Annotated in this window: 26 protein-coding genes; 14 read left to right on the top strand and 12 right to left on the bottom strand. The window is 66.6% G+C overall.

Going from position 1 to position 23664, the window contains the following annotated elements; translation table 11 throughout:
• Positions 1 to 38: 38 nt before the first annotated feature.
• Positions 39 to 455, bottom strand: a complete 417-nt coding sequence (locus tag AC6I6X_RS18590) for a universal stress protein (RefSeq protein WP_497932051.1) — start codon at positions 453 to 455, stop codon at positions 39 to 41.
• A gap of 119 nt (positions 456 to 574) precedes the next feature.
• On the bottom strand, positions 575 to 724 hold the full coding sequence (locus tag AC6I6X_RS18595) for a DUF7557 family protein (RefSeq protein ID WP_497932052.1): 150 nt from the start codon (positions 722 to 724) through the stop codon (positions 575 to 577).
• Positions 725 to 860: 136 nt separating this feature from the next.
• Between AC6I6X_RS18595 and AC6I6X_RS18600 the strand changes: the two genes are divergently transcribed.
• The 4 genes from AC6I6X_RS18600 (at position 861) to AC6I6X_RS18615 (ending at position 5113) form a co-directional block, all read left to right on the top strand.
• Entirely contained in the window at positions 861 to 1100 is a 240-nt protein-coding gene (locus AC6I6X_RS18600; RefSeq protein ID WP_497932053.1) for a DUF8593 domain-containing protein, read from the top strand.
• A gap of 282 nt (positions 1101 to 1382) precedes the next feature.
• Positions 1383 to 2969, top strand: coding sequence for an acyl-CoA carboxylase subunit beta (locus AC6I6X_RS18605; protein ID WP_497932054.1), 1587 nt, complete (start codon positions 1383 to 1385; stop codon positions 2967 to 2969).
• Positions 2970 to 3052: 83 nt separating this feature from the next.
• Positions 3053 to 4168, top strand: coding sequence for an aminotransferase class V-fold PLP-dependent enzyme (locus AC6I6X_RS18610; RefSeq protein ID WP_497932055.1), 1116 nt, complete (start codon positions 3053 to 3055; stop codon positions 4166 to 4168).
• 99 nt (positions 4169 to 4267) lie between these two features.
• A complete protein-coding gene (locus tag AC6I6X_RS18615; protein ID WP_497932056.1) occupies positions 4268 to 5113 on the top strand; it encodes a universal stress protein in 846 nt (281 codons plus the stop codon).
• 86 nt (positions 5114 to 5199) lie between these two features.
• On the opposite strand, the gene AC6I6X_RS18620 is transcribed toward AC6I6X_RS18615, so the two are convergent.
• Both AC6I6X_RS18620 and AC6I6X_RS18625 read right to left on the bottom strand, forming a co-directional pair.
• On the bottom strand, positions 5200 to 5364 hold the full coding sequence (locus AC6I6X_RS18620; RefSeq protein WP_250140407.1) for a hypothetical protein: 165 nt from the start codon (positions 5362 to 5364) through the stop codon (positions 5200 to 5202).
• Positions 5365 to 5425: 61 nt separating this feature from the next.
• On the bottom strand, positions 5426 to 5929 hold the full coding sequence (locus AC6I6X_RS18625; protein ID WP_497932057.1) for a hypothetical protein: 504 nt from the start codon (positions 5927 to 5929) through the stop codon (positions 5426 to 5428).
• A gap of 251 nt (positions 5930 to 6180) precedes the next feature.
• On the opposite strand from AC6I6X_RS18625, the gene uvrA reads away from it, so the two are divergent.
• Positions 6181 to 9144, top strand: coding sequence for an excinuclease ABC subunit UvrA (gene uvrA / locus AC6I6X_RS18630; protein WP_497932058.1), 2964 nt, complete (start codon positions 6181 to 6183; stop codon positions 9142 to 9144).
• A 216-nt stretch (positions 9145 to 9360) separates the two neighbouring features.
• A complete protein-coding gene (locus AC6I6X_RS18635) occupies positions 9361 to 9486 on the top strand; it encodes a hypothetical protein (protein ID WP_265339168.1) in 126 nt (41 codons plus the stop codon).
• 228 nt (positions 9487 to 9714) lie between these two features.
• On the opposite strand, the gene AC6I6X_RS18640 is transcribed toward AC6I6X_RS18635, so the two are convergent.
• The 5 genes from AC6I6X_RS18640 to AC6I6X_RS18660 form a co-directional block, all read right to left on the bottom strand.
• Complete coding sequence (locus AC6I6X_RS18640) at positions 9715 to 10425, bottom strand: ABC transporter ATP-binding protein (RefSeq protein WP_497932059.1); 711 nt, start codon at positions 10423 to 10425, stop codon at positions 9715 to 9717.
• Positions 10422 to 11198 carry an ABC transporter ATP-binding protein gene (locus tag AC6I6X_RS18645; protein ID WP_497932226.1) on the bottom strand — a complete coding sequence of 259 codons (777 nt, stop codon included), beginning with the start codon at positions 11196 to 11198 and terminating at the stop codon, positions 10422 to 10424. Before AC6I6X_RS18645 ends, AC6I6X_RS18640 begins: the two co-directional genes overlap by 4 nt.
• 64 nt (positions 11199 to 11262) lie before the next feature.
• Entirely contained in the window at positions 11263 to 12444 is a 1182-nt protein-coding gene (locus AC6I6X_RS18650) for a branched-chain amino acid ABC transporter permease (protein ID WP_497932060.1), read from the bottom strand.
• A gap of 1 nt (position 12445) precedes the next feature.
• Positions 12446 to 13372, bottom strand: a complete 927-nt coding sequence (locus AC6I6X_RS18655) for a branched-chain amino acid ABC transporter permease (RefSeq protein WP_497932061.1) — start codon at positions 13370 to 13372, stop codon at positions 12446 to 12448.
• 13 nt (positions 13373 to 13385) lie between these two features.
• Entirely contained in the window at positions 13386 to 14636 is a 1251-nt protein-coding gene (locus AC6I6X_RS18660; RefSeq protein WP_497932062.1) for an ABC transporter substrate-binding protein, read from the bottom strand.
• Positions 14637 to 14877: 241 nt separating this feature from the next.
• On the opposite strand from AC6I6X_RS18660, the gene AC6I6X_RS18665 reads away from it, so the two are divergent.
• Positions 14878 to 15711 (top strand): proline dehydrogenase family protein, encoded by an 834-nt coding sequence (locus AC6I6X_RS18665; protein ID WP_497932063.1) that lies wholly within the window; start codon positions 14878 to 14880, stop codon positions 15709 to 15711.
• A gap of 89 nt (positions 15712 to 15800) precedes the next feature.
• On the opposite strand, the gene AC6I6X_RS18670 is transcribed toward AC6I6X_RS18665, so the two are convergent.
• Entirely contained in the window at positions 15801 to 16532 is a 732-nt protein-coding gene (locus AC6I6X_RS18670) for a helix-turn-helix domain-containing protein (RefSeq protein ID WP_497932064.1), read from the bottom strand.
• Positions 16533 to 16630: 98 nt separating this feature from the next.
• Between AC6I6X_RS18670 and AC6I6X_RS18675 the strand changes: the two genes are divergently transcribed.
• Both AC6I6X_RS18675 and AC6I6X_RS18680 read left to right on the top strand, forming a co-directional pair.
• A complete protein-coding gene (locus AC6I6X_RS18675) occupies positions 16631 to 18163 on the top strand; it encodes an aldehyde dehydrogenase family protein (RefSeq protein WP_497932065.1) in 1533 nt (510 codons plus the stop codon).
• Between the two features lie 179 nt (positions 18164 to 18342).
• Positions 18343 to 19392 (top strand): WD40/YVTN/BNR-like repeat-containing protein, encoded by a 1050-nt coding sequence (locus AC6I6X_RS18680; protein WP_497932066.1) that lies wholly within the window; start codon positions 18343 to 18345, stop codon positions 19390 to 19392.
• A 164-nt stretch (positions 19393 to 19556) separates the two neighbouring features.
• On the opposite strand, the gene AC6I6X_RS18685 is transcribed toward AC6I6X_RS18680, so the two are convergent.
• Entirely contained in the window at positions 19557 to 19805 is a 249-nt protein-coding gene (locus AC6I6X_RS18685) for a hypothetical protein (RefSeq protein WP_497932067.1), read from the bottom strand.
• 211 nt (positions 19806 to 20016) lie between these two features.
• On the opposite strand from AC6I6X_RS18685, the gene AC6I6X_RS18690 reads away from it, so the two are divergent.
• Genes AC6I6X_RS18690 through AC6I6X_RS18700 form a run of 3 tightly spaced genes read left to right on the top strand, consistent with a single transcriptional unit; the run spans position 20017 to position 22143 of the window.
• On the top strand, positions 20017 to 20337 hold the full coding sequence (locus AC6I6X_RS18690) for a 30S ribosomal protein S24e (RefSeq protein WP_497932068.1): 321 nt from the start codon (positions 20017 to 20019) through the stop codon (positions 20335 to 20337).
• Positions 20338 to 20472, top strand: a complete 135-nt coding sequence (locus AC6I6X_RS18695) for a 30S ribosomal protein S27ae (RefSeq protein WP_250140424.1) — start codon at positions 20338 to 20340, stop codon at positions 20470 to 20472. It begins immediately after the preceding gene.
• Positions 20473 to 20493: 21 nt separating this feature from the next.
• Positions 20494 to 22143, top strand: coding sequence for a bifunctional N(6)-L-threonylcarbamoyladenine synthase/serine/threonine protein kinase (locus AC6I6X_RS18700; RefSeq protein WP_497932069.1), 1650 nt, complete (start codon positions 20494 to 20496; stop codon positions 22141 to 22143).
• Between the two features lie 87 nt (positions 22144 to 22230).
• Here the strand turns inward: AC6I6X_RS18700 and AC6I6X_RS18705 are convergent, their stop codons facing one another.
• On the bottom strand, positions 22231 to 22407 hold the full coding sequence (locus AC6I6X_RS18705) for a hypothetical protein (RefSeq protein WP_497932070.1): 177 nt from the start codon (positions 22405 to 22407) through the stop codon (positions 22231 to 22233).
• A gap of 151 nt (positions 22408 to 22558) precedes the next feature.
• Between AC6I6X_RS18705 and pcp the strand changes: the two genes are divergently transcribed.
• Together pcp and AC6I6X_RS18715 are read left to right on the top strand one after the other, a co-directional pair.
• Complete coding sequence (pcp, locus tag AC6I6X_RS18710) at positions 22559 to 23230, top strand: pyroglutamyl-peptidase I (RefSeq protein WP_497932071.1); 672 nt, start codon at positions 22559 to 22561, stop codon at positions 23228 to 23230.
• A gap of 79 nt (positions 23231 to 23309) precedes the next feature.
• Positions 23310 to 23597, top strand: a complete 288-nt coding sequence (locus tag AC6I6X_RS18715; RefSeq protein ID WP_497932072.1) for a DUF5808 domain-containing protein — start codon at positions 23310 to 23312, stop codon at positions 23595 to 23597.
• Positions 23598 to 23664 lie beyond the last annotated feature (67 nt).

The following is a 23664-nucleotide window of genomic DNA, read 5'->3' on the forward strand; positions in this document are numbered from 1 at the left end:
TCTGATATATGAATCGTCGTAGCGGTTCTGGCGCACCGTCAGCGAGCGATCGTCACGGGAACGGGTGCTCGGCGAACGATTTGCTCGGCGACGCTTCCCAGCAGGATCCGGGAGACGCCCGTGCGGCCGTGACTGCCGACGACGATCCGATCGACCTCGTGCTCGGACGCGTAGTCGACGACGACGTCCGCGGGTCGACCGTGGATGACGGCCGTGTCGATCGTGCAGTCGTAGCCCGCCGCGCGATCGCGGGCCGTCTCTAACAGCGCCGCAGCCTCGTCCTCCCGTTGCTCGACCATCCCCTCGGCCCCGACGTGGGCGAACTCGCCGTACCCGCTCTCGGCGAGGTCGACGACGTGAACCACCGTGATCTCGTCGTCGGCGTGTTCCTCGCACGCGAACTCGAGTGCCGCCCACGCCGGGGCCGAGTCGTCGAGGGCGACCAGCAGGTGCATAGCCGATTTTACGAGGGGACGATACTCCAGTGTACCGCCCGATGTGGCCCGGCGTCACGAACTGCGCGGCTGGGCTCGAGACGACGGGTCCCCGCTCGAGGACCGGCCCGCCCCGGACGTCACTCGGAGTAGCCCTCCTGGAGGAACGCCCCTTCGGTCTCGTAGATCGACACCAGTTCCTCGATGAACTCCTCGTACGATTCGTCCTCCTCGATGTGGCTGTCGATGCGCTCCCTGAGGTCGTCGCTGATTTCGATGGTGTGGGTCATGGTGCTGTGACTGTCGGCCGCCGTCGACGGTACTGTCGCCGTCACGGGTCAAATACCCCCGGGGCGCGTGTGCAGTCACCCGAGCAAGCACGGGAAAGCCGCCCAGTTACCCCGACCGTCGTCGTAGCACGAACACATGACAGCCACACTCACCGACGATGCGGTCGGCAAGACGGTCGTCGACGCGATGGGCAAAGAACTCGGCATCGTCGCGAGCGTCGACCGGAACCGGGCCGCGGTCGATCCGAACCCCAGCGTCGCGGAGCACCTGCTCGCGAAACTCGGCGTGGAAGGCGAAGACGACGAGGATTACGTCGTCACGGAGGACATGCTCGACACGGTGGGTGAAGAGGTCGTTCTGCGCGGCACCATCTGACGACCGCCGAATCGGACGCGGCGATCGGTTCCGAACGACGGGCCGTCGGTCCGGGAGCACACGTCACCGACCACGACAGCGAAACGGCCGGACACAGACGCCCGGAATTGCCACTGTTTGCCAGAACCCTACTGTGGCTTCCAACGTTCAGTCGAGCCGTGGTTTTATTATCCAATGTTTGTTACGTGGTGGCATGAAACAGTGGTCGCGGACACGGACGATCGGGGCGGAGCCGAGCCAGGGCACCGAGGTGACGATCGGTCACGGAGCGGGTGAGCGGCGATGACCGATCGACACGACGCGTCCGTCGAGGACCTGATCGATCGCGTCGAGCGCGAGAAGCGCGCGGTCGACGACGAGGGACGCGAGGCCGCCGTCGCCGCCCAGCACGAGCGCGGGAAACGCACGGCCCGCGAGCGGATCGACTACCTGTGTGACTCCTTCGACGAAATCGGAAAACTCGCCGCGCCAGCGCCGACGACGCCGGAGACCGCCGACTGGGGCCGCGAGGACGCCCCGGCCGACGGCATCGTCACCGGGATCGGCGAGATCGACGGTCGCCCGGCGGCGGTCGCCGCGACCGACTTCACCGTCAAGGGGGGCTCGATCGGCCACACCGGCGGAACCAAACTCAAGCGCGTGCTGGACCTCGCCCTCGAACAGGGGTACCCCGTCGTCCTGCTCCACGACGGGGGCGGCCACCGAATCCAGGAGGGGTTAGACGCCCGGCCGTTCGCACAGGGCGACGCAGGCCTGACGACGCTCCAGACGAAGCTCTCGGGCTGGGTCCCGACCGTGTCGGCGATGATGGGGCCGGGGTTCGCCGCCGCGACGAACTGGGCCGCGATGTCGGACTTCGTGGTGATGGTCGAGGGGACGAGTACGATGGGCGTCGCCGGACCCTCGCTCGTCGAGGCCGCGCTGGGCACCGACCTCAGCAAGCAGGAACTCGGCGGCGCGCGGTTCCAGACCGCCGAGACGGGGATGGCCTCGCTCGCCGTCGACGACGACGAGGCCTGTCTCGACGCGATCGGGGAGTACCTCTCCTATCTGCCCCGGAACGCACAGACAGACGCCCCGATCGACGACGATCCGAGGCCTCCCACCGACGACGCCAGCGAGCGACTCGTCGATGCGATGCCCGCCGACCCAAAGAAGGGGTACGACGTCGACGCGATCGTCGAGGGGATCGTCGATCGAGAGTCGTTCTTCGAACTCAAACCACGGTTCGCGCAGAATATCGTCACCGGTTTCGCGCGCCTCGACGGCCGATCGATCGGCGTGATCGCGAACAATCCCCGGATCAGGGCGGGGACGATCGACGCCGACGCGTCGGACAAGGCCTCCCACTTCGCCAGCATCTGTGACGCCTTCGGCCTCCCGATCGTCCTGCTGACCGACGTGCCGGGGGTCATGCCGGGGCCGAACTCCGAGCGCGAGGGGATCGCCCGCCACTCCGCGAAACTTCCGTTCGAACTCAACCGCGCGACGGTACCGACGCTGAACGTCGTCCTCCGACGGGGGTACGGCTACGGCTACGTCGCGATGGGCGGCGGCCGATCGACCGACAACGAACTCACCGTCGTCTGGCCGACGGCCGAGATCGCCGCCATGGGGATCGAGGGGGCCGTCGACATCGCCTACCGCGAGGCCTACGAGGCGGCCGACGATCCAGAGGCGAAGCGCCAGGAACTCATCGACGAGTTCGTCGATCGTACCGGCCCCGTCCGCGCCGTCGAAGCGATCGGTATCGACGCCGTAATCGATCCCCGGGACACCCGCGATCGACTGCGACGCGCGCTCGATCGGGACGGGCCCAAACGCGAGGCGTCGTGGCCGCCAAAGAAGCACCCGATCAATCCGATGTAGGCTGCCGCGGATTCGCCTGGTTCGGTCTCGACGGCCAGGAACGATCGCCAGACCGATGTCGGGGCGGCTCGAAGGGATGAGCGATGGATCCGACGGAACTTCGCGAGACGATCCCTGCTCTCGAGGACGGCACCTACTGCAACTGGGGCGCCGGCGGTCCCAGCCCGCGCCGCGTCGTCGAAGCGGCGCAAGCGGCGCTCGAACGCCACGAGTACGAGTCGCCGATGGAGACGGGCATGTATCCCGCCGCGTTCGACGCCTACGACGACGCGCGGGGCGCCGTCGCGGGCTTGCTCGGTGCCGCCCCGGACGAAATCGCGCTGACCGAGAGCACGACCGACGGCATCAACCGCGTCGCCGGGGCCTTCGACTGGGACGAGGACGACGTCGTCGTCCGGACGGACCTCGAACACCCCGCCGGCGTCCTGCCGTGGCGACGGCTCGAACGCGAACACGGGGTCGAGGTACGCGTGCTCGAGACCGATCGCGGAACCGTCGCTATCGACGACGGGATCGACGCGGTCGCCGACGCGACGCTCGTCTGCGTGAGTTCGCTCACCTGGACCCACGGCACCCGCCTGCCGATCGCCGAGATCGTCGACATCGCACACGACGCCGGCGCGACGGTGCTGGTCGACGCCGTCCAGGAGCCCGGCCAGGTCCCCGTCGACGTCGACGCGTGGGGCGCGGACTTCGTCGCCGCGTCGGGCCACAAGTGGCTGCTCGCGCCCTTCGGCTCCGGCTTCCTCTACGTCGACGAAGGCGTCGCGGCCGACCTCGTGCCCGCCGCGATCGGCTACCGGAGCGTCGACGACCCGAGCGCGACCGACTACCGATACCTGCCGGGTGGCCGACGATTCGAGGTGGGGACGGCGACGCCCGTCGCTCACGCGGGGCTGGCGGAAGCGATCGCCATCCACGAGGAGATCGGCGTCGAGACCATCGCAGACCGGATCGACGCGCTCACAGACCGCCTCGCGGACGGACTCCCCGAGGACCAGTTACTGAGCCCGCGATCGCCAGAGAGCGGCCTCGTGACGGTCGCCGTCGACGACCCCGAGGCGACCGTCGATCGGCTCGCGGACGAGGGAATCGCCGTCCGATCGTTACCCGATCCGGCGGCCGTTCGCGTCTCACTCCACGCGGTCAACACGGAGGCGGACGTCGACGCCGTGCTCGAGGCGTTGCGAGCAGCCTGACCGCGCGCTCGACCTCGTCCGATCGGATCCGCGAGCGAGTCCTCCCACCGATCGGGAACTGTCGCATACCTGTAAGTCGATGTGCGACGAACGGAACGTATGTTCGACCGAATTCTCGTTCCGACCGACGGGAGCGGCCCGGCAAACGCCGCGCTCGAGTACGCCGGCGAGATCGCAGCCGCGGAGGACGTGACCGTCCACGTGTTACACGTGATCGATCCGGACGCCGATCCGGCGGAGGTGGAAACACCGCTCGAGAGCAGTCGCGAGTGGGCCGGCGACGCTGGAGCGCCCGTCATCGACGAGATCCACACCGGCGAACCACAGGACGCGATCCTCGAGTACGCCGCGACCCGCGACGTCGACGCGATCGTCATGGGAACGCGGGGGCGGAGCGGGGTCGGCCGCCTCCTGCTCGGGAGCGTGACGGAAGCGGTCGTCCGCGACGCCGAGGTCCCCGTCCTCGTCGTCCGGGGTGCCGCCGAGGTCGAGCGGCAGTATCCGTTCGAAACGATCGTGGTCCCGATCGACGGCAGCGCCCACGCCGACGCCGCCATCGAGCGGGCGCTGTCGATCGCTCGCCACCACGACGCGACCGTCCACCTCCTCTCGGTCGTCGACGTGACCCCGGCCGGAATCGACGAGCGGACCGATCTCAGGCTCGATCGACTCGAGAACGCCGCACAGCGGATCATCGACGACGGCGTCGCGACGGCCGAGTCGGCGGGCATCGATCCGGAGACCGCGATCCGGTACGGATCGACCGACCGGACGATCCGGAACTACGCGGCCGAGCGGGATGCGGCCCTGCTCGTGATGGGGACGCACGGCCGCAGCGGGATCGATCGACTCCTCCTCGGGAGCGTGACCGAACGGGTCCTGCGGACGGCGACGGTGCCGGTGCTGACGGTCCGGGCAGCGGACGAGGACGCTAGTAGCGACTGAGACCGTTTCTCGCCGTCCTGGCCTCGTCTCCGCGGGCGAATTCCCCGTCCGACCGATCGGGAGAGAACCACGACCGACCGAGAGCGTCACGACGGATGCTGGTGTCGCAACTTCTCGGCAGTCTTGCCGGGGACCGGCGTGCCACAGTCCTTGCACTTCCAGGTCGGGTAGACGCCGGTCTCCTCTTTCCGGATGTCCTGGCGGAACTGGAGGGTTGCACCACAGGTGCACCTGTGGGTCGTCAGCGACATACCGGCTAGCTCTCGGCGCAGGAAAATAAGCGGTCCCCCGCGCTGTCAGGGGCACCGATCGTCACTCCGAGTCCGACGACTCCGCCTCGATCGCGGCTTCACACAGCGTCTGGCGCTCGTCGAAGTAGGCCGGCGCGTCGTGGTCCGCTTCGAACTCGATGACGCGGGTCAACGCCTCTTGCCCGTCCTCGACCTCGTCCTGGAGGCGTTCGCCGAGGTCGGTGTAGCCGGCTGCGAGGTCCTGAAACGCTTGCATCCGGGCCTGTTTGGCGTCGACGAGGATCTGCTTCTCGGAGAGGTCGCGCTCCAGTTCCTCGATCGATTCGAGGTCGACCCCCTGCTCGTTCGGCCGGGTCGCCGTCGACGGCCCCGCAGTGCCCCCGACGTCGGCGGCTCCGCCCTCGAGTCGCGATCGGATCTCGGCCATCTCCGCGTCGATCTCGTCGAGCAACTCCCGGGCCTCCTCGCCCATTCGTTCGACGTGGCCCGAGAGGAGGCCAGCCTGCGTCCGGCAGTACTCGACGAACTCCGCGACGGTCAGCGAGTCCCCCCGATCGGTGGTCATACCGACGAGTTGGGGCTGGACCCCGAAGACAGTTGGGACCGGCAACGGTGCCAGCCGCGACGAGCGGCAGTGCCGTCGACAGCGATCGACGAGCACTTCGGATCGATCGTCCCCGCACGGCCGAGAGGCACGTTAGCGCACGACATGGTATTGTCCTTTCAGACCCGTTAAGTCCGTTCGGCCACTGACGCAATCACGATGGATCGAGCACCGAATCGACCACCCAGACAGATCGGTTCCGCGAGCAGACCATGAGCAAGGAGTTCATCGAGGTACGCGGGGCGGAGGAGCACAACCTCAAGGACCTCGACGTGCAGATCCCCCGGGAGGAGTTCACCGTCGTCACCGGCCTCTCGGGGTCGGGGAAGTCCTCGCTCGCCTTCGAGACCGTCTACGCCGAGGGCCAGCGCCGGTACATCGAGAGCCTCTCCGCCTACGCTCGGAACTTCCTCGGCCAGATGGACAAGCCGCAGGTCGAGACCGTCGAAGGGCTCTCGCCCGCGATCTCGATCGACCAGAAGAACGCGGCGAACAACCCGCGATCGACCGTCGGGACGGTGACGGAACTCCACGACTATCTCCGTCTTCTCTACGCCCGCGTCGGCACCCCGCACTGTCCCGAGTGTGGTCGCGAGGTCGGCGAGCAGTCGGCACAGAACATGGTCGAACGCATCCTCGAACTCCCGGAAGGAACGAAGGCCAAACTCGCCGCACCGGTCGTCCGCGACCAGAAGGGAGCCTTCGAGGATCTGTTCGAGGAACTCGTCTCCGAGGGGTACGCCCGCGTCGAGGTCGACGGCGAGGAACACGACCTCACGGTCGACGACCCCGACCTGGACGAGAACTTCGATCACACGATCGACGTCATCGTCGACCGCGTGAAGGTTTCCGCAGAGGACCGGCCGCGGATCATCGACAGCGTCGAGACGGCGCTCGACGAGGCCGAGGGCGTCCTGAAGGTCATCCTCCCGGACCCGCCCGAGGAGGCCGCCGCGGACCTCGGCGAAGAAGCCCGCCGGACGGGCGCGCTCGGCGACGAAACCGATTCGGACGATCGGTTCGTCGTCGAGTTCTCGAAGGATCTCGCCTGTACCCACTGCGGTATCGACGTCCCGGAGATCGAGACCCGATCGTTCTCGTTCAACTCCCCCCACGGCGCCTGTCCGGAGTGTGAAGGGCTGGGCGAGACCAAGGAGGTCGACGAGGACCTCGTCCTGCAGGACGAGTCGAAGCCGCTCAAGCACGTCTTCGAACCATGGAGCTACAACCGATCGTACTACCAGACCCGGCTGGACGCCGTCGCCGAGCACTTCGACGTCTCGCTGTCGACGCCGTTCGAGGATCTGGACGAGGACGTCCAGCAGGCGTTCCTCTACGGCACCAGCGAGCAGGTGCTGTTCAAGCGGCATACGAAGAACGGAACCCGCCGGAAGCGCAAGCGCTTCGAGGGCGTCATCCCGAATCTGGACCGCCGGTACGTCGAGACCGACTCGGACTCGACCCGCGAACACATCGAGGACTACATGTCGGTCACGGAGTGTCCGGCCTGCGACGGCACCCGCCTCAAGCCCGCCTCCCGCGCGGTGCTGGTCGACGGCACCTCCATTACAGAGATCAACGCGATGAGCATCGGCGACGCGCTCGAGCACTTCGAGTCGATGGAGGCCGACCTCACCGAGCGCGAGAAGGTGATCGCCGAGGAGATTCTCAAAGAGATTCGCGCCCGTCTCGGATTCATGTGCGAGGTGGGACTGGAGTACCTCACCCTCGATCGGGAGGCATCGACGCTCTCCGGCGGCGAAAGCCAGCGCATCCGCCTCGCCACCCAGATCGGATCCGGCCTCGTCGGCGTGCTCTACGTGCTGGACGAGCCCTCGATCGGGCTCCACCAGCGGGACAACGATCGGCTGCTCGATACCCTGGAGGAGCTTCGGGACCTCGGGAACACCCTGCTCGTCGTCGAACACGACGAGGAGACGATGCGCCGGGCGGACAACGTCATCGACATGGGTCCCGGTCCCGGCAAGCGCGGCGGCGAAGTGGTCGTCAACGGCCCCGTCGACGAACTCAAGGCGTCCGAGGAGTCGATCACCGGCGACTACCTCTCCGGTCGCCGGCAGATCCCCGTCCCCGACGAGCGCCGCGATCCCGACGGTGCGCTGACGATTCTCGGGGCCCGACAGCACAACCTGAAGGACCTCGACGTGGACATTCCGCTGGGGTGCTTTACGGCGGTCACGGGCGTCTCGGGGTCCGGCAAGTCGACGCTCATGCACGAGGTGCTGTACAAGGGCCTCGCCCGCCGGATGAACGACAACACCTCGGTGATCCCCGGCGACCACGACGGCCTCGAGGGGCTGGACGAAATCGAGACCGTCCGGCTGATCGACCAGTCGCCGATCGGCCGCACGCCCCGCTCCAATCCGGCCACGTACACCAACGTCTTCGACTACATCCGGGAACTGTTCGCCCAGACGAAACTCGCCAAACAGCGCGGCTACGAGAAGGGGCGGTTCTCGTTCAACGTCAAGGGCGGCCGCTGCGAGGAGTGTGGCGGCCAGGGTACCGTCAAGATCGAGATGAACTTCCTCTCGGACGTGTACGTCCCCTGCGAGGAGTGTGACGGCGCCCGGTACAACGACGCCACGCTCGACGTCACGTACAAGGGGAAGACGATCGCGGACGTGCTCGGCATGAGCGTCGAGGAGGCCTACGAGTTCTTCGAGTCCTCGAGCCAGATCCGTCGCCGGCTCAAACTGCTGAAAGACGTCGGCCTCGACTACATGCGCCTCGGCCAGCCCTCGACGACGCTCTCGGGCGGCGAGGCCCAGCGGATCAAACTCGCCGAGGAACTGGGGAAGAAAGACTCCGGCGAGACGCTGTACCTGCTCGACGAGCCGACGACCGGGCTCCACAGCGAGGACGAGCGCAAGCTGATCGACGTCCTCCACCGCCTCACGGAAAACGGCAACACCGTCGCCGTCATCGAGCACGAACTCGATCTCGTGAAGAACGCCGACCACGTCATCGACCTCGGTCCCGAGGGCGGCGAGAACGGCGGCGAGATCGTCGCCACCGGCACGCCGGAGGAGGTCGCGCGACTCGACGAGTCTCACACCGGTCGCTACCTCCGTGATCTGCTCCCAAAAGTCGATCTCGAGGGCCCACGCGGCGAGCGCGTCGAATCCGTGACGGCCCCGATGGACGACGACTGATACGGATTGCTGTAACTATGTACCGCCGATCTCCGGAACGGGTCGGCGATCGGCGGTAATTGACTACAGCAGTCCGTATGAGCCCTCCCGTCTCCACCTCAGTTGCCGGCGTGAACGATCGACTCCAGGACCGTCCATGGTGGGGACCGTGCTTATCCCCGTCGGACGACTGCCACCCAGTAGCGCCGCCCGGATCGAACCGGGGTGGCCATCCCAATGACCGATCGGAACGCATCACTCGACGCGACCGGCTGTCTGAAGTGTGGAACGACCATGACCGCCTCCGGCGACCGCCTCACCTGTCCCGCCTGTGGCTGGGGTGAGTGTGCGGGGGCGGACTGACTCGCGATCGGAGCGATCGCGACGTCCCATAGCATCCTCGGCGATTTCGTCGAGGTTCGTTTTCACAGTTCGAGTCGCGACTGTGGGAGCGCTCCCCAGTGCGATTCGTTCGACACATTCGTTCGAAAACAGTCGATCAGACACGTCCGCGAAACGGCCGATCGAGACCGCTGACCACCCGAACGACCGGAGCCGCTGACCGCCGAAGCAGGACCTCTGTGACCGCCGTCAGCCGCCGAGGTACAGTTTCGACACTTCCTCGTTGTCCAGCAGGGCGTCGGCCTCGTCCTCGAACCGGACCGTCCCCTGATCGAGGACGTAACCCCGATCGGAGATACCCAGTCCCTTCTTGGCGTTCTGCTCGACCATCAGGATCGCCGTGTCCATCGCGTTGACCTCCAGGACGTCCGCGAAGACGTCGTCGGCGGTGTTCGGCGCGAGGCCGGCGGAAGGTTCGTCGATCAGGAGCACGTCGGGTTCCATGACGAGCGCGCGGGCGAGCGCGAGCACCTGCCGCTGGCCGCCCGAGAGGTTCCGCGCTTTCGCCGATCGCTTCTCGTCTAACAGCGGGAACCGATCGTACAGCGTCTCGAGGACCGGTTCGAGGTCGTCGTCGCGGGCGACGCCGCCCATACGAAGGTTCTCCTCGATCGTGAGCGAGCCGAAGACGTTCTCGGTCTGGGGAACGAAGCCGATCCCCTCGCGGACGATGTCCTCGGGGGCCATTCCACCGATCTCCCGATCGTGATAGCGCACGCTCCCGGTCCACGGCGACAGCATGCCGAACGCCGTCTTGAGGACGGTCGACTTGCCGGCCCCGTTGGGTCCGATCAGGCAGACGATTTCGCCCGGATCGAGGTGCAACGTACAGTCGTCCAACACCTGCACCTCGCCGTACCCGCTGTCGACGCCGTCGAGTTCGAGGACGGGAGCGCTCACGCGCCACCACCCCCGAGGTAAGCGTCGATAACCTGGTCGTCGGACTGGATCGCCGCCGGCGGTCCTTCCGTGAGCACGCTTCCCCGGTCGAGGACGACGATCGGATCGGCGAGGCTCATGACGAACTCCATGTCGTGTTCGATCAACAGGAAGGTCGTCCCCTCCTCGTTGAGCCGGCGAATCTGCTCGGCGAGTTTGTTCCGCAGCGTAGGGTTGACCCCCGCGACGGGTTCGTCGAGCAGGAGAATTTCCGGCTCGGCCAGCATCGCGCGGGCCAGTTCGACCAGCTTCATCTGACCGCCCGAGAGGTCGGTCGCCGGCTGGGTCGCGAGGTGGTCGATCTCGAACTCCGCCAGGATCCGTTCGACGTCTTCGAGGTTGCGCTGCTCGGCCTCGGCGACGGTGTCGGGCGAGGTAAACAGCGTGAGGAACGACTCGCCGGGCTGGTCCTGCGGGCCGACGAGCATCGCCTCCCGGACGGTCATCCCCTCGAGTTTGCGCGGGGTCTGGAACGTCCGGATGAGGCCGTGGTCTGCCACCTCGTAGGGCTCGGCCCCCGTCACGTCGGTTCCGTTGACCGTAACGGTGCCGCCGTCCGGCTCGTAGAAGCCGGAGACGAGATTGAACAGCGTCGACTTGCCGGCCCCGTTGGGGCCGATGAGCCCGGTGATCGTGCCGCGTTCGACCTCGAACGTCGCGTGATCGGTCGCGACGAGCGCGCCGAAGGACTTCTGGAGGTCCTCGACCCGGAGCACGACGTCGTCTTTCGACATGTCGGCGTTCGTCCGGGCCGTACTCGCGTCCGCATCGTCGGTCGATTGCGTCTCTTCGAGCAGTTCAGTCATCGGAACCACCTCCCTTCGCCTCGCGGACGCCACGATCGGGCCTGGACGGTGCGGCATTGTCGACCGCGCTCGGCCAGATCAGTTCCCGCTGTGGCGGCAGGATTCCCTGCGGCCGGAACCGCATGACCAGAATGATCAGGAGTCCGATCGCGAGCAGCCTGATCGGGGCCCCCTCGATCGGGAGCCACGAGACGTCGTTGAGGGCCCGGGACCCCTCCCGGATGGCGACGACGACGAAGCCGCCGAGCAGGGCGCCACGGTTCGAACCGCTGCCCCCGAGGATCACCGCGACCCAGACGTAGAACGTCGTGATCGGGTCGAGTCGGCCGGGGTCGACGAAGAGGTTCAGGTGGGCGTAGAAGACGCCCGCGAGCGCCATGATCAGGCTGCCGAGGACGAACGCCTGCATCTTGTACGAGTAGGTGTTCTTTCCCAGCGCCTTAGCGAGGTCCTCGTCCGATCGGATCGTCCGGAGCAGTCGTCCCCACGGTGATCGCTGCGCCCGTCGGAGCACGGCGAACGCGCCGCCGAGGAACACGAGCAACAACGCGACGTTGAGCGACTGTTGCCAGAACGAGTAGCCGAGGACGATCGGCGACCCGGGGACGAGTTCGATCTCGAGCCCCGGCATCACGTCGGGGAAGGTACCGAGCACCGGCCACGACTCGAAGAACGTCGGGATGCCGCGGATTCCGGCGCTCCCGTTGGTCCACTGGCTTTCGTGGTTGACGATCAGCCGGACGACTTCCGCCAGTCCGAGCGTCGCGATCGCGAGGTAGTCCGTCCGCAGTCGAAGCGTCGGGATCCCGATGGCCACCGCGACGACAGCCGCGAGGACGAGCGCGACGACCACGCCGAAGATGGGGTCGTAGCCCCCGGCGATCGGCGAGTTGCTCCCGGTCATCAGGGCCGCGCCGTAGGCACCGAGCCCGAAGAAGGCGGCGACGCTGAAGTTGATGAGGCCGGTAAAGCCCCACTGGGCGTTCAGCCCGAACGAGAGGAGCGCGTACATCCCCGCCAGACCGAACAGGAAGAGGAAGTACGACGGGCTGAGGATCCCGATGAGCAGGAGGAGAACGAGTCCGAGCACGATCAGTCCGATCGCGGCCGTGACCCACTGCTCCGTGGCCGTCAGGTCCTCCCAGTAGCCGCGGGGGTCGGCGAGCGCGCCCACGCTAGACCCCCTCCCCGCCGATAGCCTGTCCGGCGATCCCGGTCGGCCGGACGAGCAACACGGCGACCATGATGACGAACGCGACCGCGTTCGCGTACTTGATCCCGATCGGGATTCCGACGTCGGTCAGTAGCGGCATCATCTCGACGACCATGCCGATGACGAACCCGCCGAGCATCGCGCCGTAGACGGAGCCGATCCCGCCGAGGATCACCGCGGCGAAGATGACCAGCAGGACGCTGAACCCCATCCGGGGCTCGAGGACGTTGAACAGGCCGAGAAAGGCGCCGCCGGCACCCGCCAGTCCGGCGCCGATGATCCACGACCAGCGTTTGACGCGGCCGGTCCGGATGCCGCTGGCCCGCGCGAGGTCCGGGTTGTCGGCCGTCGCGCGCATCTTCCGTCCGAGATCCGTGTGTTGCAACAGGGTGTGAAGGCCGGCCACGAGGACGGCCGCCGAGATGACGATCGCGACGTCGTGCTGGGTCATCCGAATCCCGTACGGTAACAGCGCCTCGATCGGCTGGACGAACCCGACGTCGTACCGGATCGAGTCCGCGCCGAATCCGAGTTGGATCAGCGCGCGGTACACGAACGCGACCCCGATCGACGTGATCAGCAGGCCGATCGAGCCGATGTCGAGCGGTTCGTAGACGAGCTTTTCGGTGACGATCGCGACCGCCGCCGCGACCGCGAGTCCGACCAGCAACGCGATGAAGAAGCCGATCGGCAGTCCGAGGACGCTGAACCCGACGCTCCCGACGACGCCGAACGCGACGAGTGTCGCGTACGCGCCGACGGTCATCGTATCGCCGTGAGCGAAGTTCGCGAAGCCGGCGATGCTGTAGATCAGCGAGAGACCGATGCTCCCGAGGACGATGATACTGCTGTATACCAGTCCGTTGGCAGCGTATTCGATAAGGGACATTGTGAGAGACCGGTTACGATTCCCGGAACTCGATCGCTTCGTAGTCGTGGTCCTGGACCTCCATCACGACGAGGCTGCCCCGCGGATCCCCGTTCTCGTCGAAGTCGATCGGGCCGCTGACGCCCTGGTAGTCGATGTCCGACGCCGAGCCACCGTCGTCGAGAATCGCGTGGCCGTCCTCGTAGGAGAACACTTCCTCGCCGTCGGGTCGAGTGACGTCGCGGACGACCTCCCCGAGCGCCTCGCCGGTGAACTCGTCTGCGGCCTGGATAGAGAGGGCGGCGGTGATCACGCAGTCGTAGGCGAACGCGGACCAGGCCGTCGGGGCCTCGTCGTGTTCCTCCTCGAAGGCGGTCGCGAACTCCTGGTAGTTGTCCTGGTTTTCGGGAGCCGCCGGTTCGACGAGTTTCATCCCGTCCATGCTGCCTTCGGGCGTGTTCTCGATCACGGTGTCCCCCCGGTTGGAGTCGGCCCCGTACAGCTGGGCCTCGTACCCGTTCTCGTACATGTCCGTGACCATCGTCGCGAACTCCTGCTGGTAGGTGATACAGAGCCACGCCTCCGCCCCGGAGCTGTCCATCTCCGAGACCAGGCTGGTGTAGGACGCGCCCTCGCCGTCGTGGGAGCTTTCGTAGACGACGTCGCCGTCGTAGGCCTCTTCGAAGGCCTCGTACAGGCTCTCACCGAACTCGTCGTTGATGTAGGTCACGGCGACCTCGTCGTACCCGTCCTCGCTGATGATGTCCGCCAGTGCGACCGACTGCGTCCGTCCGCTCGGGGACATCCGGAGGAGTCCCGGCTGGTCGGTCAGGCCGAGTCCGGTCGAGTTCTGGCTCAACTGGACGACGTCCGTTCCCTGGACGACGCTCTCGTAGATGGACATCGACACCCCCGAGCCGACCGCCCCGATGAGGAACGGGACGTTGTCCTGGTTGACCAGTTTCTGTGCCGCGGAGACGCCCGGTTGGGCTTCGCTCTCGGAGTCTTCGACGGTAATATCGAGTTCCTGTCCCTTCACGCCGACATCGTTGACGTGCTCGAGCGCGAGGTCGACGGCGCGCTGGTTCCGTTCGCCGAAGTCCGCCAGAGAACCGGTCAGCGAGTCGACCATCCCGATCGTGTACGCGTCCGAATCCCCGTCCCCGTTTTCGTCCCCCTCTTCGTCCGTCGTCCCGACGCAGCCGGCCAGTGCCGCCACCCCCAGGGCACTGCCGTACGTCAGAACGTCTCTCCGATTCTGTAGTGATGTGCCATCATCCGACATAGCTACGCTCTGAGTTGTGAGTACCCCTCATTAATAGCACCACCGACCATGGTCAACGCGGTCGATGGCCACCGGATTGCCGGACGAGACCCGACCCCGCGTCGACCGGCGACCGGCATCACGAAGGCCGCTCGCAGTGGTTCGTCGCGGGCGAACGAGTACGGCGGGCACGCTCCCCCACCCCGATCGGGCGTCTATGGTCGGGTGGCCGTTTACCCCGTCCCAGTTCGATCGTCCGACAATGCTTCTCCCAGTTGCGAACAATTTCGTCGCCGCCGAATCCCAGTCGGGGGCGCTGGCACACGTCGACGATCTCGACGAGGACGGTATCGCGGGCATCCTGAACTTACTCGGCGAGCACTACGACGATCCGGCGGAAGCGGCCGCGGACGCCGACGCCTACGTCGAACTCGTCGAGGCGATCGACCGCGCCGGACTCGATTGCTGCGTCTCGGTGAAACCGTCGCAGATCGGCCTCGATATCGGGGACGACGTCTTCCGGACCAATCTCGACCGAATCGTCGACGCGGGCGTCGAACACGACGTCTTCGTCTGGATCGACATGGAAGACTACACGACGACCGACGTCACGCTCGACGCGTTCGAACACCACGCACGGGAAACCGACGGGAACGTCGGCGTCTGTATCCAGGCGAACCTGAAACGGACCCGCGACGACGTCGAGCGACTCGCCGACGTCCCCGGCAAGGTGCGGTTCGTCAAGGGCGCGTACGACGAACCGGCCGACGTCTCCTACAAGAAGAAAGCGCAGGTGAACGAAGCGTATCGTGACCTGCTCGCGTTCGCCTTCGAGACGTTCGACGACGGGATCGCGGTCGGCAGTCACGACCCGGACGTGATCGAGTACGTCGAAAGCCTCGCCGCGGAACACGACACGTCCTTCGAGTTCCAGATGCTCATGGGGGTCCGCGAGGACGCCCAGCACGACCTCGCCGCGGAGTACGACGTCTACCAGTACGTTCCCTACGGGGACAAGTGGCTGTCGTACTTCTATCGGCGCGTCCGCGAACGCAAGGAGAACGCGCTGTTCGCCCTTCGAGCGATCGTTAGCTAGCAACTGAAACGATTTACACACTGATCGCACAGCCGTCCTGCGATCAGGTGCGCAGTGACGTTCAGTTGCTACTACAACCGGTCGTCCGGTCACTCGAACGGATCGTCGGGATCGAGGAGTTTCGATTCGGCCTTGCGCAGGTGATCGAGCAAGGTCGTCTTCGAGATGTCGAGTTCTGCGGCGAGTTCGCGGGTCGAGACGCCGCGGGGCCACTGGTAGTAGCCCCGATCGCGCGCGAGTTCGAAGACTTCTCGTTGTGTACTGGTGAGCGCGTCCATCCGTCGTTTGCGCTCGGAGTCCCCCGCCGGCCTGCTCGTGATGGTCTCGATCGAAACCTCCGCGCCGCCGGACTCGCAGACGCCGTCGATAGCGGTCTCGATCTCGTCTCGATCGCCGGCGAAACAGACCTCCCAGTACTCCTGTCCCGCCTCGATTCGAACGGGCGCACTGTGGATGAACCCGTGCTCGAGGAGCGTCGGACAGATCATGTCCTGGGGATCGTACTCGAGGAAGAACTCGGTGACGACGTTCCCCGGAAGCGAGGACGATTGCCGCCGTCCGAACCGTTCCTGGAGTTCGAGTACCTCGCCCGCCAGCGGCGACTCGCGAATCTCGTCGAGCAAGGCCTCGACCTCGGCGGTCGTCTCGCCGAACGCGGTGAACAGGCCGTTGACCGGCTGTTCCTCCGCCGTCGGTGCGTTGTAAATCGCGTGTGCGAGAATACCCCCGCCGACGCGGTCGGTCGATTCGATCGCCCAGCAGTTCGGGTGCCACAGCTCGAGTGTCAGCCGCGTTCCCTGAAGTGGTCGGCTCACGTTCACTGTCAGTCAGTGACGAATCAAGAAGGTCTCGTTTCACGAATCACCACCCTCCCATGGGCGGGTCGCGTTATTCTATCCCGTCGGTCGAACCGCCGTCCATGAGTCAGCAACAGCAGGTGTACGGACACCACATCGACGGCGAGTGGGTCGAGGGCGACGGAACCGAGACGTTCGCGAGCGAGAACCCGGCGACGGGGGAGGAACTCGCGCGGTTCCAGCAGGGCACCGAATCGGACGTCGACGCGGCGCTCGCGGCCGCGGAAGACGCCTTCGAGGAGTGGCGTGAACTCTCCAACATCGATCGAGCGGAGTACCTCTGGGACATCTATCACGAACTGCGCGAACGCACCGAGGAACTCGCCGAAATCGTCACGAAGGAGTGTGGCAAGGAGATCAGCGAGGGCCGCGCGGACGTCATCGAGGCCTACCACATGGTCGAGTGGGCGGCGGGCAACGCGCGCCACCCCCACGGCGACGTGGTCCCCAGCGAGATCGGGAGCAAAGACGCCTACATGCGCCGGAAACCTCGCGGCGTCATCGGCTGTATTACGCCGTGGAACTTCCCGGTCGCGATTCCGTTCTGGCACATGGCGATCGCGCTGGTCGAGGGGAACACGGTCGTCTGGAAACCCGCCGAACAGACGCCGTGGTGCGGCCAGATCATCGCCGAGATGTTCGAGGACGCCGGCATCCCCGACGGCGTGTTCAACATGGTCCAGGGCTTCGGCGACGCCGGCGCGGCCATCACCGACGACGGGCGCGTGGATACGGTCCTCTTCACCGGATCCGCCGAAGTGGGCCACGAGATCGCGAGCAAGGTCGGCGGCGAACCCGGCAAACTCGCGGCCTGCGAGATGGGCGGCAAGAACGGCATCGTCATCACCGAAGAAGCGGACCTCGACATCGCGGTCCACTCCGCGGTGATGTCGAGTTTCAAGACGACCGGCCAGCGCTGCGTCTCCTCCGAACGGCTGATCGTCCACGAGGACGTCTACGACGAGTTCAAGGAACGGTACGTCGACGTCGCCGAGAAGGTCGCGGTCGGCAATCCCCTCGAGGAGGACACGTTCATGGGGCCCGCGATCGAGGCCGACCACGTCGAGAAGATCCATCGCCACAACCAGCTGGCGCGGGACGAGGGCGCCGAGGTGCTCGTCGATCGAGCGGAACTCGACGATGCGGAGATTCCCGACGGCCACAGCGAGGGCCACTGGGTCGGCCCGTTCGTCTACGAGATCGACTACGACACGGACCTGCGCTGTCTCAAAGAGGAGTGTTTCGGCCCGCACGTCGCCCTCCTGAAGTACTCGGGTGACATCGAGGACGCCGTCGAGATCCACAACGACACCCCCTACGGGCTGGCCGGCGCGATCATCTCGGAGGACTACCGCCAGATCAACTACTTCCGCGACCACGCCGACCTCGGCCTGGCGTACGCGAACCTGCCCTGTATCGGCGCCGAGGTCCAGTTGCCCTTCGGCGGCGTCAAGAAGTCCGGCAACGGCTACCCGAGCGCCCGCGAAGCGATCGAAGCGGTCACCGAGCGCACCGCCTGGACGATGAACAACTCGAAGGAGATCGAGATGGCACAGGGCCTCTCGGCCGATATCACGACCTCGGACGACGACTGATCTGCGCTCCGGGAGCCGGAGCCACTATTCGGGAGAGTGGGCGATCGAATCCCGACGGTAGGGTGTCCGCCCACTGCAACGGGCCACTTCGAGGCCCGTACCCCACACGATCGTACGGCGTTCCCGTGTCCCGATCGATCGGGACAACGTTTCTCACCGCAGACCTCGTAGCGCTAGCTATGACGATCGGCTACGTCGCGATGCGGGATCGACTCCTGGTCTGCGAGGGAACCGCGGCCGGCGAGTGGGAGACGGCGACGGCGCTCCGGGGCTACGACCTCGAGTGTGTCGCGGCCACCCCGGAGCGGCCGAACCGGGTCTTCGTCGGGACCTTCGGGAGCGGACTCCGCCGGAGTACCGACGGCGGGGACTCGTTCGATCGAGTCGACGCCGGGTTCGACGAGCGGGAGTCCGCATCCGATGGAGACGATACGAGCGAGGACGTCGCCGTGATGTCGCTGGCGATCAGTCCCCACGATCCCGACGTCGTCTACGCGGGCACCGAACCGAGTCGGGTCTACCGATCGATCGACGGCGGGGACTCCTGGACCCACCTCGACGGCCTGACCGACCTGCCGTCCGCCTCGGAGTGGTACTTCCCGCCCCGCCCCTACACCCACCACGTCCGATGGCTCGAGGTGGACCCGTTCGACCCCGATCGGCTCTGGCTCGGCGTCGAGGCCGGCGCGTTCGTCTACAGCACCGACGGCGGCGAGACGTGGACCGAGCGGCCCCCCGGCTCCCGTCGGGACAACCACAGTCTCGCCGCCCACCCCGATCGGGAGGGGCGCGTCTACGCCGCCGCGGGCGACGGCTACGCCGAGAGCGACGACGGCGGCGAACGCTGGCACCAGCCGCAGGCGGGACTGGACCACCGCTACTGCTGGAGCGTCGTTCCCGATCCCGCCGACCCCGATCGAGTCCTGGTCTCGAGCGCGGCCGGCGCGCGGACGGCCCACACGCCCGATCGGGCCGACTCGCACGTCTACCGGCGCGACGGTGCCGACGCCGACTGGGAGCGCCTCGACGACCGCGGACTGCCGACGGGCGAAGGGGTCGTCAGAGCCGTCTTCGAAACGACCGGCGAGAACGGGGTCGTCTACGGGGTGACTAACCGCGGGCTGTTCGTGACTCGGGACTTCGGCGATCGATGGGAGCGCGTCCCGATCGACTGGACCGACGACCTCGAGACGCTGACGCCGCGGGGACTGGTCGTGCTGTCGGCGTGACTCACGCCAGGTCGGCCTGCCGATCGAGGACCGCGACGATCGCGGCGGCGTGAGTGGGGACCATAACGAGGCTGATCCGCACGGTCCCGAACGGCGATCGATCGGCCCGTTAATTCCAAAAAATCGAAGGGAAGACTCCCATCCCGGCCGTTCAGTCGGAGTCGTTACCGGTCCGAGTCGCGGCCGAGCCCCGGAATGAGACCGCCGCGCCGATCGGGGACGTGGACCGTGTGGTCGTCCTCGTCGACGAGCGTCGCGGTGAACGCCAGGCCGACGACGCTCGCGAGGATTAGCAGGCCACCGACGGCCACGAGCGGACCCACGCCCTGCAGGAAGAACCCGAGGACGAGTACCAGCGAGCCGACGACCTGGACGCCGAGCAGGCCGCCGAAGACGATCGTTTCTGTGTCCATGCTAGCACGGACGATCCGAACGGACGTAAAGGAATGACGCCGTGCGCCTGTATGTCCGTCCAGATGACCGGTTTTCGATCGGTTCCGGCTGTGAGAGCCTGCTCGCTCGAAGATCGGGGCAGGACGTCCGTCGGCCGGAGCGGCGATAGCCCCCCGGCTTCGAAATCCTTTTAGGCGCTACACGGGGATAGTAGGGTAACTGAGTGATATCATGGACGTCGACATCATCTCCGAGGAGGAGAACCCCATGTTGCATCGAACGGACGTGACCTTCGAACTGTCACACGAGGACGCGACGCCCGAACGGCTGCAGGTCCGGGACAGCCTCGCCGCGAAGCTGAACAAGGACGCCGACGAGGTCGTCATCCGCAAACTCGACACCAAGTTCGGGATGCGCAAGACGGTCGGCCGGGCGAAGGTCTACGACACGGCCGACTACGCCCGCGAAGTCGAGCAGGACCACATGCTCGAGCGCAACAAGATCGGCGTCGAAGAGGAAACCGAGGCGGACGCCGAAGCGGAGGAAGCATAGATGGCGCGCTACGAACTCTACGACGAGGACGGCAGCACGGACCGCGAGCAGTGCCCTCGCTGTGGCGACGCGTTCCTCGCCGACCACGGCGATCGGACCCACTGCGGCAAGTGTGGGTACACCGAGTGGGAATAACGCCGTCACTCCCACCGAGTCGTGAGCACTGGCATTCGAGTGCTCGGGATCGAGGGCACCGCCTGGGCGGCCAGCGGGGCCGTCTACGATTCCGGGACTGACGAGGTGTTCATCGAGAGCGACGCCTACCAGCCCGAGAGCGGCGGCATTCACCCGCGCGAGGCCGCCGAACACATGCACGACGCGATCCCGCGCATCGTCGAGACGGCACTGGATCACGCTCGCGAGACGAGCGATCGGCCCGACGCCGAGTCCCCGATCGACGTCGTCGCCTTCTCCCGCGGTCCCGGACTCGGCCCCTGTCTGCGCGTGGTCGGGACGGCCGCCCGATCGCTGAGCCAGACCCTCGAGGTACCGCTGGTCGGGGTGAACCACATGGTCGCCCACCTCGAAATCGGCCGCCACACGTCCGGCTTCGACTCGCCGGTCTGTCTGAACGCGAGCGGCGCGAACGCGCACCTGCTGGCCTACCGCAACGGCCGCTATCGCGTCCTCGGAGAGACGATGGACACCGGCGTCGGCAACGCGATCGACAAGTTCACCCGCCACGTCGGCTGGACCCATCCGGGCGGACCGAAAGTCGAGGGGGCGGCCGAGGACGGCGAGTACGTCGACCTGCCCTACGTCGTCAAGGGGATGGACTTCTCCTTCTCGGGGATCATGAGCGCCGCCAAGCAGGCCTACGACGACGGGGTACCGGTCGAGGACGTCTGTTACTCGCTCCAGGAGACGATCTTCGGAATGCTCACCGAGGTCTCTGAACGGGCGCTCTCGCTGACCGGCAGCGACGAACTCGTCCTCGGCGGGGGCGTCGGACAGAACGCGCGTCTCCGCGAGATGCTCGGTGAGATGTGCACGCAGCGCGGAGCCGAGTTCCACGCGCCCGAGCCGCGATTCCTGCGGGACAACGCAGGGATGATCGCCGTCCTGGGGGCGAAGATGTACGACGCGGGCGACACCCTCGCGATCGAGGACTCCCGCGTCGATCCGGACTTCCGGCCCGACCAGGTGCCGGTTACCTGGCGGACCGACGAACCGGACCTCGCCCCCGGTCACGGCGACGGCCCGCTGCAGGGCGCCGAAGCGATCGTCGACCTGGATCCCGGGGCCGGCCGGGTGACGAAACGCCGCGAGGCCAAGACCTACCGCCATCCGGAACTGGACGATCGGCTCCGCCGGGAACGAACCCGAATCGAGGCCCGGCTGACGAGTCTCGCCCGGCGTGAAGGCGTGCCGACGCCGGTGCTCTCGGACGTCGATCCCCACGAGTCGCGACTGGAACTCGAGTACGTCGGCGATCGGGACCTCCGGGCGATCGTCCGGGCAGGCGACGATGACGCCGCCGATCGAGTCCGTGACGTCGGCCGGCACCTCGCGCTGTTGCACCGGGCCGGGTTCGTTCACGGCGATCCGACGACGCGAAACGTGCGCACGAGCCCCGCGCGGACGTCCCTCATCGACTTCGGCCTCGGCTACCACACCGATCACGTCGAGGACTACGCGATGGATCTCCACGTCTTCGACCAGAGCCTCGTCGGCACCGCGGCCGATCCCGACCCCCTTCGGGAGGCCGTCCGCGAGGGGTATCGCGAGGCCGGGGAGGAGCGGGTTCTCGATCGGCTCCGGGAGATCGAAGGACGCGGGCGGTACATCGACGACGCTGATTCGTAGTCACTCGAGCGGACAGGACTCCCCGGTCGATCGATCCCGAGCAGCCAGTTCCCGCCGCAGTCCCGTGATGAGAGCAGACCCCGGAAATTATTTCGGGATGCCCAGCGGTCGTTTACAGTTCTTGCAGAGGAACAGATTGCGGTTCCCGTAGAGGCTGATGTCGTTCCCGTCGAACTCGACTTCGGTCACCTCGTGGCCCTCGACGAGTTGCGCTTTCGATTCGATCGTCGTCTCACAGTCCGGACACGTAAGCTCGGAACCCATCGATACACGTACGAAATCCTCGCCTAAATAGCTATCTCGGAACCGCTCGACGGGGGAACGACCGTTTTGCCCGGTGAGCCGGCGGCGGGAGATCGACGGCCGGCGATCGGAAATCGGGAGGCTCTTGTCCGGACTGGTCCAGATCCGATCGATGAGTGACGTTCTGCTTACGGGGTACGAACCGTTCGGCGAGTTCGAGCGGAATCCCGCACTCCGGCTCGCGACGCGGCTCGACGGCACCGAGGTCGGCACCGGGTCGATCGTCGGCCGGGAACTCCCCGTCGCGTTCGATCGGGCGGCACCGCAACTCGAGACCGCCGTGGAGGAACACGATCCCGCGATCGTCTGTGGCCTCGGACTGGCCGGCGGCCGTAACGCGCTGACGATCGAACGGGTCGGGATCAACCTCCGGGACACGGCCGGGGTTCCGGACAACGCCGATCGAACGGTCGTCGACGACCCCGTCGTCGACGACGGTCCGGACGCGTACTTCGCGACGCTCCCGGTGCGGGAGATGAAAGACGCGATGCGAGACGCGGGCGTCCCGACGCGGCTCTCGACGGACGCGGGGACCCACCTCTGTAACAACCTGCTGTACGCGGCGCGACACCTCGCCGAGACGACGGCCCGCGACTTCCGGGCGGGGTTCGTCCACGTCCCGTTCTCGCACGCGCAAGCAGCCGCACGGGACGAGGGCGAGCCGAGTATGGCGATCGAGACGATGCAAACCGGGATCGTCACGGGCCTCGAGACGGCACTCCGTAAACTGGAGGACCCGGACGCCAGTGCCGACGCAGTGCCCGGTGCGAACCCCGAAGAGTGATCAGGGATCGGGACTGAACAATTTCCGGGATCGAGACGGGCACACAATACTCTTATCGGGGGAGGCCGTACGTTCGCCTATGGCAGACAAGCCCACCTCCGGTGAGATTCTCGGGGTACCGTACAACTTCGAACGACCGAGCATCGGGCGCATGCTCTCGTCGTACTGGCGGCCCGGCGAAGGGATGCTCGTCGAGAAACCCTTCGGCGTCGGCTACACGCTGAACCTCGCCAACTGGCGGTCGTGGATCGTCGTCCTCGTCGCCGGCGCGCTCCTCTGGCAACAGGAACAGGGCGCGGGCGAGAGCCCCGACGACACCGACGACGAACCGGTCGAGGTCATCGTCGACGACGAGAGCGGCGACTGAGTCTCGGCGATCGCGTTTTCTGACAATGGTGACCCCGAGAGACGTCCAGCGACGGGTCGATCGGTGC

This window comes from Halosolutus sp. YCN4, assembly GCF_059736495.1.

Bases quoted from the DNA above. Each gene is read 5' to 3' on its own strand.
- AC6I6X_RS18605 (WP_497932054.1), top strand. From the start codon at position 1,383: ATGACCGATCGACACGACGCGTCCGTCGAGGACCTGATCGATCGCGTC.
- AC6I6X_RS18665 (WP_497932063.1), top strand. From the start codon at position 14,878: ATGCTTCTCCCAGTTGCGAACAATTTCGTCGCCGCCGAATCCCAGTCG.
- AC6I6X_RS18615 (WP_497932056.1), top strand. From the start codon at position 4,268: ATGTTCGACCGAATTCTCGTTCCGACCGACGGGAGCGGCCCGGCAAAC.
- AC6I6X_RS18695 (WP_250140424.1), top strand. From the start codon at position 20,338: ATGGCGCGCTACGAACTCTACGACGAGGACGGCAGCACGGACCGCGAG.
- AC6I6X_RS18685 (WP_497932067.1), bottom strand. From the start codon at position 19,805: ATGGACACAGAAACGATCGTCTTCGGCGGCCTGCTCGGCGTCCAGGTC.
- AC6I6X_RS18660 (WP_497932062.1), bottom strand. From the start codon at position 14,636: ATGTCGGATGATGGCACATCACTACAGAATCGGAGAGACGTTCTGACG.
- AC6I6X_RS18625 (WP_497932057.1), bottom strand. From the start codon at position 5,929: ATGACCACCGATCGGGGGGACTCGCTGACCGTCGCGGAGTTCGTCGAG.
- AC6I6X_RS18610 (WP_497932055.1), top strand. From the start codon at position 3,053: ATGGATCCGACGGAACTTCGCGAGACGATCCCTGCTCTCGAGGACGGC.
- AC6I6X_RS18690 (WP_497932068.1), top strand. From the start codon at position 20,017: ATGGACGTCGACATCATCTCCGAGGAGGAGAACCCCATGTTGCATCGA.
- AC6I6X_RS18645 (WP_497932226.1), bottom strand. From the start codon at position 11,198: ATGTCGAAAGACGACGTCGTGCTCCGGGTCGAGGACCTCCAGAAGTCC.
- AC6I6X_RS18600 (WP_497932053.1), top strand. From the start codon at position 861: ATGACAGCCACACTCACCGACGATGCGGTCGGCAAGACGGTCGTCGAC.
- AC6I6X_RS18655 (WP_497932061.1), bottom strand. From the start codon at position 13,372: ATGTCCCTTATCGAATACGCTGCCAACGGACTGGTATACAGCAGTATC.
- AC6I6X_RS18680 (WP_497932066.1), top strand. From the start codon at position 18,343: ATGACGATCGGCTACGTCGCGATGCGGGATCGACTCCTGGTCTGCGAG.
- AC6I6X_RS18620 (WP_250140407.1), bottom strand. From the start codon at position 5,364: ATGTCGCTGACGACCCACAGGTGCACCTGTGGTGCAACCCTCCAGTTC.
- AC6I6X_RS18715 (WP_497932072.1), top strand. From the start codon at position 23,310: ATGGCAGACAAGCCCACCTCCGGTGAGATTCTCGGGGTACCGTACAAC.
- AC6I6X_RS18590 (WP_497932051.1), bottom strand. From the start codon at position 455: ATGCACCTGCTGGTCGCCCTCGACGACTCGGCCCCGGCGTGGGCGGCA.
- AC6I6X_RS18635 (WP_265339168.1), top strand. From the start codon at position 9,361: ATGACCGATCGGAACGCATCACTCGACGCGACCGGCTGTCTGAAGTGT.
- AC6I6X_RS18675 (WP_497932065.1), top strand. From the start codon at position 16,631: ATGAGTCAGCAACAGCAGGTGTACGGACACCACATCGACGGCGAGTGG.
- AC6I6X_RS18705 (WP_497932070.1), bottom strand. From the start codon at position 22,407: ATGGGTTCCGAGCTTACGTGTCCGGACTGTGAGACGACGATCGAATCG.
- uvrA (WP_497932058.1), top strand. From the start codon at position 6,181: ATGAGCAAGGAGTTCATCGAGGTACGCGGGGCGGAGGAGCACAACCTC.
- AC6I6X_RS18595 (WP_497932052.1), bottom strand. From the start codon at position 724: ATGACCCACACCATCGAAATCAGCGACGACCTCAGGGAGCGCATCGAC.
- pcp (WP_497932071.1), top strand. From the start codon at position 22,559: ATGAGTGACGTTCTGCTTACGGGGTACGAACCGTTCGGCGAGTTCGAG.